At 35.5% G+C, this 13774-nt stretch carries 12 protein-coding genes; all 12 read left to right on the forward strand.

From position 1 onward, the window contains the following. Positions 1-83 precede the first annotated feature (83 nt). Complete coding sequence (locus tag J2Z65_RS30725) at positions 84-1913, forward strand: polysaccharide biosynthesis protein (protein ID WP_167052034.1); 1830 nt, start codon at positions 84-86, stop codon at positions 1911-1913. Positions 1914-1930: 17 nt separating this feature from the next. Then, a complete protein-coding gene (gene galU, locus J2Z65_RS30730) occupies positions 1931-2815 on the forward strand; it encodes a UTP--glucose-1-phosphate uridylyltransferase GalU (RefSeq protein ID WP_167052036.1) in 885 nt (294 codons plus the stop codon). 11 nt (positions 2816-2826) lie between these two features. Continuing rightward, positions 2827-3993: a glycosyltransferase family 4 protein gene (locus J2Z65_RS30735; RefSeq protein WP_167052037.1), complete on the forward strand. Its 1167-nt coding sequence runs from the start codon at positions 2827-2829 to the stop codon at positions 3991-3993. Positions 3994-3996: 3 nt separating this feature from the next. Further along, complete coding sequence (epsE, locus tag J2Z65_RS30740; RefSeq protein ID WP_167052039.1) at positions 3997-4800, forward strand: glycosyltransferase EpsE; 804 nt, start codon at positions 3997-3999, stop codon at positions 4798-4800. An 82-nt stretch (positions 4801-4882) separates the two neighbouring features. Next, a complete protein-coding gene (locus J2Z65_RS30745) occupies positions 4883-5815 on the forward strand; it encodes a glycosyltransferase family 2 protein (protein ID WP_167052041.1) in 933 nt (310 codons plus the stop codon). Positions 5816-5826: 11 nt separating this feature from the next. Further along, positions 5827-6966, forward strand: coding sequence for a glycosyltransferase family 1 protein (locus J2Z65_RS30750; protein ID WP_167052043.1), 1140 nt, complete (start codon positions 5827-5829; stop codon positions 6964-6966). A 15-nt stretch (positions 6967-6981) separates the two neighbouring features. Then, positions 6982-8082 carry an EpsG family protein gene (locus tag J2Z65_RS30755; RefSeq protein WP_167052045.1) on the forward strand — a complete coding sequence of 367 codons (1101 nt, stop codon included), beginning with the start codon at positions 6982-6984 and terminating at the stop codon, positions 8080-8082. An 18-nt stretch (positions 8083-8100) separates the two neighbouring features. Next, entirely contained in the window at positions 8101-9279 is a 1179-nt protein-coding gene (locus J2Z65_RS30760) for a glycosyltransferase (protein ID WP_167052047.1), read from the forward strand. 29 nt (positions 9280-9308) lie between these two features. Further along, positions 9309-10382: a glycosyltransferase family 2 protein gene (locus tag J2Z65_RS30765; RefSeq protein ID WP_167052049.1), complete on the forward strand. Its 1074-nt coding sequence runs from the start codon at positions 9309-9311 to the stop codon at positions 10380-10382. A gap of 77 nt (positions 10383-10459) precedes the next feature. After that, on the forward strand, positions 10460-11512 hold the full coding sequence (locus J2Z65_RS30770) for a glycosyltransferase (RefSeq protein ID WP_167052051.1): 1053 nt from the start codon (positions 10460-10462) through the stop codon (positions 11510-11512). Next, positions 11505-12563, forward strand: a complete 1059-nt coding sequence (locus tag J2Z65_RS30775; RefSeq protein ID WP_167052053.1) for a glycosyltransferase — start codon at positions 11505-11507, stop codon at positions 12561-12563. The genes J2Z65_RS30770 and J2Z65_RS30775 overlap by 8 nt, the downstream gene beginning before the upstream one ends. 17 nt (positions 12564-12580) lie before the next feature. Then, positions 12581-13768 (forward strand): CDP-glycerol glycerophosphotransferase family protein, encoded by a 1188-nt coding sequence (locus J2Z65_RS30780; protein ID WP_167052055.1) that lies wholly within the window; start codon positions 12581-12583, stop codon positions 13766-13768. Positions 13769-13774: the final 6 nt, after the last annotated feature.

Below are 13774 nucleotides of genomic sequence, written 5' to 3' on the forward strand. Positions count from 1 at the left end.
ATAAGTTTTTATCAAAAAACTTATATTTAAGAACTTTAAGGGTACTTCTAGAATTCTAAGACTTGAGTGAAAGGGTGGTTCTTTTGACATACAGACAGAGAGTTTCTTTATTGATCTTAATGGATTCAATTATCGTATTAGGTACTATTTTCTTTAGCCGATTTTTGTTAAATACTAATCTACATGTCATAACGACACCAATTGTAGTTAGTTCAATCACTTTGGTTCTTAGTCATCATTTTTACGCTTTTTTTTACAAGTTGTATAAAAAGGCATGGGAATATGCAAGTGCAGGGGAATTACTTATAATTTTTAAAGCTATAACTTTCTCAATTATTACTACTGGCATATTGCAACAAATCATTGTTCAAGATATTTATTTTCGCCTACTCACTGTAACGTGGATGCTGTATATGTTATTGATTGGAGGCTCACGTTTTTGTTGGAGATTATTTCGAGATAGATATATAAAGGGATCAGTTAACAAAAAAAGAACATTGATTGTTGGTGCCGGTTCAGCTGGAACAATGGTTGCAAGGCAGTTGATAAATAGTAATGAAGCAGAATTATTACCTGTTGCATTCATTGATGACAACCTGAAAAAACAGAGTCTTCATATCTTAGGGATTCCAGTAAGCGGTGGCGTTGATCGAATTGAGGCTGTTGTTCAAGAACTAAATATTGTCAACATCATTATAGCTATTCCCTCACTTAGTAAAAAAGAATTAAATGTAATTTTTCAAGAGTGTTTGAAAACCAAAGCAAAAACGCAAATCCTTCCCATGTTAGAAGACCTGGTAACGGGTAAAGTTTCGGTTAATCAATTTCGGGATGTGCAGGTGGAAGACTTATTAGGGAGAGAACCAATTGAACTGGATATTAACGGCATTTCGGAATATATCACCAACAAAGTAGTGTTAGTAACTGGTGCAGGCGGGTCAATAGGATCTGAAATATGCCGTCAAATTTTGGCGTTTCATCCAGATAAATTAATTTTATTGGGACATGGTGAAAATAGCATTTATTCCATTGAAATGGAATTGAGAGATGTATTCGAAACTACTCAAATAAATCTTATTACAGAAATTGCTGATATCCAAGATGCAGAGAAAATCAAGAGTGTAATGGGTAAATACCTTCCGGATGTTGTCTACCATGCTGCTGCCCATAAGCATGTGCCGTTAATGGAAAATAACCCAGAAGAAGCGGTAAAGAACAATGTAATAGGGACCATGAATGTAGCTAAAGCGGCTAGCTGGCATGGAGTGAAAACATTTGTCATGATCTCTACAGATAAAGCAGTAAATCCGACAAGCGTGATGGGAGCTACAAAAAGGCTGGCAGAAGTTATAATACAGGACATGGATAAATCAAGTAATACGAAGTTCGTTGCCGTTCGTTTCGGTAATGTCTTGGGAAGCCGAGGAAGCGTTATCCCTCGATTTAAAAAGCAAATTGAACATGGTGGACCGGTTACTATCACACATCCCGACATGGTTCGCTACTTTATGACAATTCCTGAAGCATCAAGACTGGTCATACAGGCCGGTGCGTTAGCAAAAGGTGGAGAGATTTTTGTGTTAGACATGGGCGAACCCGTGAAGATCGTTGATTTAGCCAATAATCTCATCAAACTTTCTGGGAACAACACTGAGGAAATTGGAATACAATTTACCGGAATGAGACCAGGAGAAAAGCTATTTGAAGAACTGTTAAAAGAAGATGAAATTCATGAACAGCAAGTCTATCCAAAAATCTATATAGGGAAAACGGCTGATCTTTACATCGAAGAAATCGGAGAAATCATTTCAAGCTACTCAACTCTTGATAAAGGAAAGTTGAGAGAAGCGTTATTAAATCTAGCGAATAATAAAACTGGCACGGTAACCCAAAAATTAATCTCAGCAGTTTAAAAGGAGTGTATGTATCTATGAAAGTCAGAAAGGCAATTATACCGGCAGCAGGGCTCGGCACTAGATTTCTTCCTGCAACCAAGGCAATGCCTAAAGAGATGCTTCCAATTGTAGATAAACCTACTATTCAATACATTGTAGAGGAAGCAGTAGAGTCAGGAATTGAAGATATTATTATCGTTACAGGAAAAGGAAAAAGGGCTATTGAGGACCATTTCGATAGTTCCTTCGAGTTAGAGCAAAATTTATTGGAAAAACACAAGTTTGACTTGTTACATGAAGTTCAAAAATCGTCCAAGATGATTGATATTCATTATATTCGCCAAAAGGAGCCTAGAGGATTGGGGCATGCCATTTGGTGTGCTCGTAAGTTCATTGGGAACGAGCCTTTCGCAGTCTTACTAGGGGATGATATTGTGAGAGCTGAAAAACCTTGCCTAAAGCAGCTCATGGAACAATATGACCGTTATAATGCAACGATAATAGGCGCTCAACAAGTTTCTAATGATGAGGTTGCCAGGTATGGCATTATAGACGGCGAAAAAATAGACGAGCATTTTTATAGTGTTAGTAATCTAGTTGAAAAACCAAAGAAAGAGATAGCGCCATCTAATCTTGCAATTATGGCACGTTATGTTTTGAGCCCCACAATTTTTGATATTCTGAGTACTCAGGAACCAGGGACGGGTGGAGAAATCCAGCTTACTGATGCCCTAGCAGGATTGAGTCGGTATGAACCTGTTTATGCTTACGAATTTGAAGGTGTTCGCTATGATGTAGGTGAGAAGATGGGGTTTATTAAGACAACAATTGAGTTCGCATTACAACGTAATGACCTAAGGCAAGATTTATTAAAATATCTTTCCAGTACTATTGAAAAAAATTTACACCCAATAGAATAGGTGAAATTTTAATGAAAAAAAAAATTCTATTCTGCGCAACTGTTGACTCACATTTTAAAGCATTTCATCTGCCTTATTTGAAGTTTTTTAAAGAACACGATTGGGAAGTGCATGTGGCTTCTTATGGAAACATTGAGCTTCCTTATGTAGATAAGAAATACAATGTTCATTTTTCTCGATCACCCTTTAATAAGGTAAATATCAAAGCTTTTTTTGAACTTCGAAGAATAATGGCCGAAAACAATTACGATATTATGCATTTTCATATTCCTGTTTCTGCTACATTAGGACGAATTGCTGCTATGAAATATCGCAAAAACGGAACGAAAGTATTTTATACCTCACATGGTCACTATTATTATAAGGGAGCTCCTCTCCTTTCCTGGCTATTGTATTTCCCATTGGAGAAAGCTTTAGCATATGTTACAGACTGCCTTATAACAATTAATGAAGAGGACTATCAATTATCACTTAATAAGCAAAGAGGAGCCAAAAAAATAGTAAAGGTTCATGGGATGGGCGTTGACTTAAACCGTTTCGGGCCTGTCCTAAGCCATGAAAAGAATTTGTTGAGAAATAAACATGGGTTTCATAAGGATGATTTTATTCTAATTTACCCTGCTGAACTTAATGTAAACAAAAATCAGAAAGTCTTAATTGAAACAGTAACGGAACTAAAACAACGGATTCCTAATGTTCGACTATTATTGCCTGGTCAAGGCGATATGGAGGAGGAATATAAGCAGTTTGCCAAACAATTGGACGTAGATCAAAACGTGAAGTTTCTGGGATTTAGAAAAGATATAGATGAATTAATAAAGCTTTCTGATGTTTCGGTTGCCTCTAGTATTAGAGAGGGGCTTGGTCTAAATCTAATAGAGGGGATGGCTTGTGGAAAGCCAATGGTAGCGGTTAATAATAGGGGACATAGAGAGCTCGTAATTGAAGGAGTAAATGGTCATTTGACAGCCTACAACCCTGTCGAAATTGCCGATAAGCTACATGCTATTGCTAAGTCGAAAGAGGTCGCTAAAAGAATGGGAGAGGCTTCACTTGCAGCGGCGGAGCTATTTTCACTTCGTGCCGCGGTAAATGAAATGATGAACATATATAGAACCAACGTAGCTGACATGGCGGATTTAGGTGACTATATTAAAGGATCCGTTTATGGGGGATGACTGATGAAACCTAAAGTATCGGTGATTATGGGTATATACAATTGTGAGGAAACATTATCTGAAAGTATAGAATCAATACTTACTCAGACTTATGAGAATTGGGAACTGATCATGTGTGACGATGCATCAACAGATAATACGTATAACATAGCAAAATCATATGAGCAAAAGTATCCAGACAAAATTAAAATCCTTCGTAATGAAAAAAATATGCGATTAGCTGGTGCTCTTAATCATTGTTTGAAATATGTAACAGGAAAATATGTGGCAAGGATGGACGGAGACGATATGTCTATGCCGAGCAGATTCGAAAAGCAAATTGATTTTCTCGAAAACAATCCAAATCTTCAGGTTGTTGGAACTGGTATGTTATCTTTTGACGAAGAGGGTGATCGGGGAGTGCGTCTGGCAGATCCTAAGCCAGAACCCAATTCAATTGTAAAGAGAAATCCCTTTTGTCATGCTACTATTATTATGAGAAGCGAAGCATACAAAGCACTCGATGGTTATAGAGTATGTAGACAAACACGTCGTATGGAAGATTTGGATCTATGGATAAGGTTTTTTGAAAAAGGATTCCGTGGATACAATCTTCAAGAGCCGCTTTATAAAGTACGTGAAAATAGCGATGCATTTAAAAGACGCAAATTAACGTATTCGATTGATACAGCGGGTCTCGTCTACCAGGCATGTCGTAAATTACAGCTGCCGGTAAAGAGCTATCTATATGTCCTTAAACCAATTATAGCAGGGCTTACACCAAAATATATTATGAACCTATATCATAAACAGCAACTTATTAAGTAGCCATCAAATATAAAATGTTAGAAGTAGCCTCTAATATATTATATGGTATGGCTACTTTTTAGTTTAAGTAGGAGGGTCGTCGATGAATTATTCTATTTGTATAAGAACTCTTGGAAAAGGAGGAGAAAAATACTCAAGGCTGTTGAACAGTATAAAATCACTGAAAAGCAGACCAGAAGAGGTAATCATTGTAATTCCACATGGCTATTCCGCACCGATTGAGGTCTTAGGATACGAAAGGGTTGTGTATAGTGAAAAGGGAATGCTGATCCAAAGAATTGTTGGATATGAGTCTGTTAAAAGTGAATACGTACTTTTAGTAGACGATGATGTAGAATTTGAACCTGACTTTATTAACAAATTATCAGCACCTATAAAAAAAGGATTGGCAGAAATAACATTTCCTATTTATCAGGAAATGCTTCCTGAAAAAGGAATCAGGACTCTGATTCCGGCTTTAACCTTATCGGCTGTACCTATGATAAAAAAAGACATGTATACGAAGGTTATAGCTTCGGGAGGGTGGTCATATTACAGAGTCCCTAATCAATATAAAAAACCAATCTACGCTCATTCCGCACCTGGAACTTGTATGTTTGCGAGGCGTCAGGCTTTGATTGAAGCTGATATAAGAAACGAGTTGTGGGTAGAAATTCCAAGTTATCCGTTATGGGAGGATATGGTCTTGTTTTATAAGGCTTGGATTAGTGGATTTAAGGTAATGGGGATACCTGATGTTGGATTTGAACATTTGGATGCCGGCGCTACCAGTTTTAATCGTTCCGTTGACGCATCTTATGCAAGTGGCATAAATCACATCATTTTTTGGTACAAATTTGTTTTTAAACAACAAAAAGGGATTATATCCAATATTATTAATATAGCTGCGTTAAGTTATTGGATGGTTACAAGTTCCTTGTATAAAATGCTTAATGGGGCTTTTAGGGGAAAAAAGAAGGAGTTACAAGCCTTTATCAAAGGCCTAAACGACGGATTAACCTATATTAGGAATTAGGGGTTTTAATAATGAAAAGTAACACCTTTCCAAATAAAGTTTTGCATGTTGTTAGCGCAATGAATCGAGGAGGCGCTGAGACCTTATTAATGAACATTTACCGAAATGTAGACCACTCAAAAATTCAGTTTGACTTTGTTTCCCATCTCCCTGAAAAATGTGATTACGATGACGAGATTGTAAGCCTTGGTGGGCAGGTTTACAGGATTCCTAGCCTCGGGAAGTTAGGTCCGATTCATTATGTTAAGCAATTACAAAAGCTCATCAGTGATAATGGTCCATATCTCGCGGTTCATGCCCATACCGATTTTCAAAGTGGTATTGTTACACTTGCCGCTAAACAGGCGGGAATTAGGAAAAGAATTTGCCATTCCCACAATAATGATTGGACATTGGGAAAAGGTGTTAAAGCAAGAGTATCGCTTGAAATCTTAAAATTACTGATTAGAGCATTTGGAACCGACTATTGTGCCTGCAGTGAGGACGCGGCTCGATTCCTTTTTAACGGGGGGACCATTAAAAAAGGGAAAGTATCCATGTTAAAAAATGGTATTGAAGTTAGTCGATACAGTGAGCTAAACAATGATTGTCAGTCTAGCTTAAAAAGAGAATTGGCTATTCCGCCTGAATCCAAAGTAATAGGGCACATAGGACGCTTTTACGAGCAAAAAAATCATGTATTTCTCCTTAGTATTTTTAAAAAAATGGCAAATAATGGACATGATTTTGTGGCTGTTCTTGTTGGTGATGGGCCATTAAAATATGATATTGAAAATGAGGCAGCACGCCTTGGGATTAGCCACTACATAAGATTTGTAGGAGTGAGGTCAGATATTCCCAGGCTTATGAGATCATTTGACGCTTTTGTATTTCCGTCTTTGTTTGAAGGATTTGGTATTGTAATGATAGAAGCGCAAGCTGCAGGTACACCTTGTATTGCAGCAGATGTAGTACCCATAGAAACGGATATGGGTTTGGGATTAGTCTCTTATGTTAGTCTAAAAGAAAGTTCTGATCAATGGATATCGGAGATTCAGAAAGCTTTATCGATGAAACGACCAGGAAATAAGATAATAGTAAATAAAATTTCAGAGAAAGGTTTTGATATAAAAACCAATATATCAGAATGGATGTCATTATATGGGGTTTAGGGACCAGGTGATTATATGGCAATTTATATTATTAATTTACTTGTAGTTTTTATTTCTTCCCTTTTCGCAAGTATTGCGGCAAAAAAGCGCAAGTTGGATAATAAAATTTCATACCGGCTTTCTTCCTATTTTGTATTCATTGCATTGATATCATTAATTCTCGTAGCAGGCTTGCGTAGTGGTGTTGGTACAGATTATCACACCTACCACGGCCTTATTAGTTACTTTTATGGGCTCGACTTTACTCAGGTAATAGGTGGAAATAGCTTTGGAGACAAAGGATTTTCATTATTAACGTGGGTAATTGGAAGATTTACGATTGAACCCCAGGTTGCGTTCTTGGTTTATGCAATGATAATTATTGTATTTGTGGTTTTAACTATTAAGGATTACGGATCGCCTTTTGAATTATCAATGGCTCTTTATATATTGGGTCTATCCTATTACAGTTCATTTAATGGTTTGCGTCAATGGATTGCATGTGCAGTTATATTTTGGTGCGTTAGATATGTAATAAAAGGCAATTGGAAAAAGTATTTCTTAATAGTTTCACTAGTATCGTTTATTCATCTATCAGCAGTAATTATGTTGCTCGTTTATTTTTTAATACGTGTAACTAATTGGAAATATACCAGTGTGCTCTTGTCTGCGATTTTTGTAGGTGGTTTTTTATTTTATGCCGGATTTATAGAGAGTATTTTTGCTTTTTTAGATGGGTCACAATATGGTCATTATAGTAGTGTTTTAACTAATACAGATAATGGAGCTAATATTCTAAGAGTCCTGGTTTGGGCTGTTCCAATCGGAGCATCACTAGTTTTCAGAACTAAACTTGGCGAAAGATGGCCTGAGGGCAAATACATAGTCAGACTGAGCTTTATAGGTTTTCTATTTGCCATACTGTCATTAAAGAATGCATCAATATATAGAATGTGTATGTATTTTGATATCTACAATGTATTGATAATACCTAGACTTGCAACTCTTTTCGATAAAAAGACCAACCGATTTATTTATTATAGTATTTTTGTTTGTTATTTTGTGTACAGCTATTTAGTACTACCCTTTGACTCCAATTTATTGCCATATCGCTATTTTAATTTATTTCAGTGGTGAGGATAGGACAGGATACATATGAAAAAACAAATACTATTCGTTTTGTATAATCTTGAGATAGGCGGTGCAGAAAAAAGTCTTATCTCTATGTTAAATTCAATCGATTATTCACTTTATGATGTGGATGTTTTCTTGTATCAACACAAGGGGGAACTGATCAATCAGTTACCTCATAACGTTAGGCTGCTACCCGAGATTAAGGTCTATGCAACATTTGATATGTCTATCCAACAGACGGTTAAGGCAGGATACTGGCTAATCGGGGGGATCAGAGTAGCTATTTCGTTATTTTCTAAGCTAATTGGAATGAAAGCTCTTTACACCCAATTAATGAATGGTCTAACATCGAAGTTTCTGCCCAGTTTGGAGAAAAAATATGATGTAGCTATAAGCTGCATATGGACACACCATTTCATTGTAAATAATGTAAAATCGGAAAAAAAGATAGGATGGATACATACAGATTATAAGCAACTAAACAGCATTAAATGGATGGATAAACAGGTTATGAAAAAGCTCGACTATATTGTTTCGGTTTCATCAAATTGCAAGGTATCATTTGATAAGGCCCAACCAAAACTTATAGATAAATCGGTTGTTATGGAGAACATCATCTCCCCGTCGGCTATGCTTTCCATGGCTAACCAGAGTATTCACGAGGAAATCTCAGAGAAAGAGAAAGTAATCAGAATATTAACAGTAGCTCGATTTCACCCTGATAAAGGTGTAGATAGGGCTGTAGAAGCATGTAAACTTCTTCTTAACGATGGAATAAATGTGAAGTGGTATGTCATAGGTTTTGGGATGCAGGAACCAATTTTAAAAGAACGTATTAAGGAACTCGGTATTCAAGATAATTTCATAATCCTTGGAAAGAAAGATAATCCATATCCTTATTTTAAACTTGCGGATCTATATGTTCAGCCGTCTAGATTTGAAGGGAAGTCGATTGCGATTACTGAAGCCAAGGTTTTTAGCCTGCCAATAATCATAACTGATTATCCATCTGCACAAGATCAGATTCAAAGTGGACATGATGGATTAATAGTTGAGAATAGTGTTGAGGGAATATTCGGCGGAATAAAGAAGTTAGTCATCCATCCTGAGGAAGCAAAAGCATATCAGGAAAAGTCATCGGAAGGGTCCTGGAATAATGAATATGAGATTCACAGGCTATACCAAATGATTGACAATTAATTTACGCTTTAGTTTATTGGAGGACAAATATGAGTCCGTTAATAAGTATAATTGTACCCATATATAATGTAGAACCCTACCTTCAGAGGTGTGTGGATTCTATTCTTTCTCAAACGTTAAATGACATAGAAATAATATTAGTAAATGACGGATCAACCGATCTGAGCGGTGTTATAGCAGATAAATATGCATTGAAAGATCCCCGTGTAATAGTAGTGCATAAAAGAAATGAAGGACAGAGTTCAGCACGTAACGCAGGCCTAGAAATTTCAAACGGGGAATATATTGGTTTCATTGACTCGGATGATTGGGTAGATCCTGAAATGTTTGAGGGGCTTTATAAAGCAGCAAAAGAATCGCAGGCTGATATATCTGTATGTGGACGTCTTGTATATAGTGAAAAAGGAATTCTCGAAGGACGAGTAGAACTACCAGAGAAAATTTTTGATTTTACAAAAACGGGGTTAGAGGAATACGTTCTAGATTCTTTTTTATTTCCTCATACTCCGTCAGTATGTAACAAACTATACAAGAGGAATCTAATTGAATTTAATCATCTTCGTTTCGAGGATACCAAATTTGTTGGCTCTGAGGACACATTATTTAATTATTCAGCGTTATGCCATACAGTGCGGTTATGTTCAATCAGTCAGCTATATTACAAAGGCACGGCGCGCGTTGGCTCAACGGCACGAACATATAAGAAAGGTGAAATGTTCCGCACGGCAAACTTACTCAAGAGGTGTCGTGAATATTCTCACAAGGTAGGTAACGCGGCTATTGCGGAGCGTGTATCCCCCTATATGTTTCTATATTTTCAACAACGAAATATCAATCTGATTCACAGTGTATATCATAAAAAGAGTGTTAAAATAATCGCAAATGAATTAAAAGAGGCTTCTTCTATCCCATATTTTAAAAATAATGCAATAAAATTGATATTTCGTCATGAATGCTCAAGGGATATGCAGCGCAAGGGTTATCGACTAAGTGGTAGAATGGTTCAGCGTTTATTCATGCTGTTTTGTGTTTTAAACATGTATACAGCAGCTTCCAGACTCATGACTACCATTTATAACATAGGAAAAGGGAAAACGGGATAATGCGATAGATGAAAAAGCTCATCTGTTGGAGCAGGAATTTAAAATCGTTGAACTAAATAATAAGGGATTGATTGTTTGTGGAGTCAATTGTAGTAAGTATTATTGTACCAGTCTATAATGCCGAGCTATATATAATTAGGTGTCTACAATCTATAGGACAGCAGACGTGGCAAGACATCGAAGTAATAATTATTGATGACGGTTCTACCGATAACAGTCTATTATTAATACATCAATTTGTTAAAAATGATACTCGTTTTCATGTATACTCACAGCCCAATAAAGGACCTTCGTCAGCTCGGAATTCTGGCATGGATAAGGTAAATGGACAATACATTATTTTCGTGGATGCTGACGACTATATTGCGAATAGTGCAATTGAAAATATGATGGTACTTGCTAAAAATTATAGCAACGTAATGGTTCTTTGTGACAACTATGAAATATGGCCAGACAGAATGGATAGAAGGGTACTATTTCACGATAAAAAAGATAAAATATTGCATAAAAATGATGTAATATCAGCAATAACGATTGGACGTGCTGGGTTAGTATGCGGCAAGTTAATATCTGTGGATTTAATTCGTGGAAATCAAACTATTAAATTTGATGAAGATATTAAAATGAGTGAGGATCAAGTTTTTTTCTTAACAATTGCTGCGCATGCATCAAATTTTTTTTATATAGATAAAAGTTTGTATTATTATGATAGAAGAAATGAAAATAGTATAACAATACAGTATCAGAATAACGCTTTTGAAATGCAAATACTTGTCCAAAATAAATTAAATGACATTTATTTAACTCACGGATTAGCAACAGTGGAATCAAGGCATTTACTTTTACTCCGTATAAAGGATGCTTTATGGTTTTGTATTAATAATGAACTTTCAGGCCTAAATATGAAGAACATGGTAACTAGAATAAAAAATATTGAATACATGCTTTCATATCAAGAGATTAAGTTAATGCTGGAGCAAATACATCCTAAAAGTTTTAAAGAGAGAGTCATGATGTGGGCGATAGGAACAAAAAAAGGACCATTAGTTATATGCTTACAGTTGATACAGAAAGGAATCATTTCACCTTTAAGAGGTTTGAAAAGGAGAGATTTAAAAAAAGATGTCTAACGTTAAGATTAGTATCATTGTACCTATGTATAAGAGTGAGCCATTTCTTATAAAATGTTTAGATTCAATCTCTTTACAAACACTTAAAGAGATTGAAATGATATTAATAAACGATGGTTCTCCAGATAATTCCGGCAAAATAGCTGACGAATATGCAAAAGGTGACGATCGAATTAAGGTGGTACACCAACCTAATAGTGGTCCTGGTGCATCAAGGAATAGGGGGATCGAAGTTGCTAGAGGGGAGTATATTGGCTTTGTGGATTCGGACGATTGGGTCGATCCTAGTATGTATGAAATGCTGTATGAAGCTGCACGTAACAATAACGCCCAAGTAGCAATGTGCAATTATATTGAAGAGTACATGAATCCAAATCGTTCTTTAATAATTTCTCATCCATTTAAAGATCAAGATCTACTTGATAAAGAGATGATCAGTGAACATATAATAACATCCTTTGCAACTAACGATAATATGGGGTATTACAGTCTTTGGAATAAAGTTTATAAAAGAGAGTGGCTTTTGGAACAGAACCTTACTATCAACGAGGAAAGAAATCATGGGGAAGACTGGTGGTTTAATTTAGAGATATTCTCAAAGGCCACAAGCGTAGTTTTTACGACTGGTGAATATTATCATTACATGCATATTAATACAAATTCATTAATGTTGAAATATAATGAGAATCAGTTTGAACTTTTTTTGAGCGGAAGAAAACATTTGCATCATATTTTGCGGGCATCCGGAGTCGATATTTCCAAATATAAAAATGAATTGGATAGAAGATTTGTAGATGAGTGCATAGGGTGTATTTACAAAGAAGTATTAAATCAACCGAAAAAAAATAGAGCAACAGCGTACATTGATAATATCCTCTCAAATTCTGAATTCAATATGGCGATCCAATCATATATTCCGAAATCCAAGATGAAGAAGTTACTGATAATACTACTTAAATTTAGATTGTTAACATGTCTTCGATTTATTATAAATACTTCGTGGAAAACCAAAAATGCATTAATAGTACTTAAAAACTACACTAATTATTGATCTAAAGAGGTAGAGGGATGATGGAAAGAAAGCTAAAGATAAGATGGTTTCTTGACATTTTAAAGTTAATCGGAGCAATTATGATTAGTAAGATTCTAAAATTAAAGTTGTCAAATCAAGATATATGGCTAATTTCGGAAAGACGGGGCGAAGTTAGAGATAATGGTTATCACTTATTTAAATATATACGAGAAAAATATCCATTTAAAAAAGTGTATTATGTGATTGATTTTAATTCTGATGATTTGAGGCATATTGAACATTATGGGAATATTATTTTTTATGATAGCTTTAAGCACTTTGTTTATTATGTTATGGCTAAAAAACTTGTCTGTGCTCATCTTGGTAGCACAGTACCTGAATCCCCTATATGTTGGAAGGCTGAAGAGTTAGGGATATTGAAGAAGAAGAGGGCTTTTATTCAACATGGAATTACAAAGGAAACATTACCGCAGTTAATGTACCCAAATACCAAAGCTAATCTTTTCGTTTGCGGCGCACAACCAGAATATCATTTTGTTAGCAAAAGATTTGGATATCCAGACCAAGCAGTAAAGTATCTTGGACTTTGTCGTTTTGATGAGCTGCATAATTTTAGTATTGAAAAACAGATACTTTTGATGCCAACATGGAGACAATGGTTTGGGTTTACTCCCAAATCAGGTCGAAATGAAGAGGAAATTAAGGAATTTATAAACTCTGATTATTACAAGCGTTTTCAGTCCTTATTAAATAATAAACAAATCGATAAGATTTTAAAAGAAAGCAACGTAAAATTAGTCTTTTATCCCCATCATGAAATGCAGGGTTATTTGAATGCTTTTAGTACTAGATCCAGTAACATAATAATTGCAAACGAAAGAGATTACGATGTACAGAAATTACTTAAAGAATCAGCATTATTGATTACGGATTATTCAAGTATAGCCTTCGACTTTGCGTATATGCGTAAGCCAGTCATTTATTATCAATTTGACGTAAATATGTATTTTGAGAAGCACTATCCAAAGGGGTATTTTGAGTATGATAGAGATGGCTTTGGTCCTACAGTACATAAAGAAGATGAATTAATTAGTGGAATTGAGGATTTAGTTTCAAGAGATCTTTCGAATGATCAACGATATCTAGAACGTATAAACCTGTTTTTCCCCTTATTCGATAGGAATAACTGCGAAAGAAATTATAATTTAATACTGGCAATGTAAAAAGTC

The sequence above is a fragment of the Paenibacillus aceris genome, assembly GCF_017874035.1.
Taxonomy (GTDB): Bacteria; Bacillota; Bacilli; order Paenibacillales; family NBRC-103111; genus Paenibacillus_E; species Paenibacillus_E aceris.

Bases quoted from the DNA above. Each gene is read 5' to 3' on its own strand.
- epsE (WP_167052039.1), top strand. From the start codon at position 3,997: ATGAAACCTAAAGTATCGGTGATTATGGGTATATACAATTGTGAGGAA.
- J2Z65_RS30755 (WP_167052045.1), top strand. From the start codon at position 6,982: ATGGCAATTTATATTATTAATTTACTTGTAGTTTTTATTTCTTCCCTT.
- J2Z65_RS30775 (WP_167052053.1), top strand. From the start codon at position 11,505: ATGTCTAACGTTAAGATTAGTATCATTGTACCTATGTATAAGAGTGAG.
- J2Z65_RS30745 (WP_167052041.1), top strand. From the start codon at position 4,883: ATGAATTATTCTATTTGTATAAGAACTCTTGGAAAAGGAGGAGAAAAA.
- J2Z65_RS30750 (WP_167052043.1), top strand. From the start codon at position 5,827: ATGAAAAGTAACACCTTTCCAAATAAAGTTTTGCATGTTGTTAGCGCA.
- galU (WP_167052036.1), top strand. From the start codon at position 1,931: ATGAAAGTCAGAAAGGCAATTATACCGGCAGCAGGGCTCGGCACTAGA.
- J2Z65_RS30780 (WP_167052055.1), top strand. From the start codon at position 12,581: ATGATGGAAAGAAAGCTAAAGATAAGATGGTTTCTTGACATTTTAAAG.
- J2Z65_RS30760 (WP_167052047.1), top strand. From the start codon at position 8,101: ATGAAAAAACAAATACTATTCGTTTTGTATAATCTTGAGATAGGCGGT.
- J2Z65_RS30765 (WP_167052049.1), top strand. From the start codon at position 9,309: ATGAGTCCGTTAATAAGTATAATTGTACCCATATATAATGTAGAACCC.
- J2Z65_RS30735 (WP_167052037.1), top strand. From the start codon at position 2,827: ATGAAAAAAAAAATTCTATTCTGCGCAACTGTTGACTCACATTTTAAA.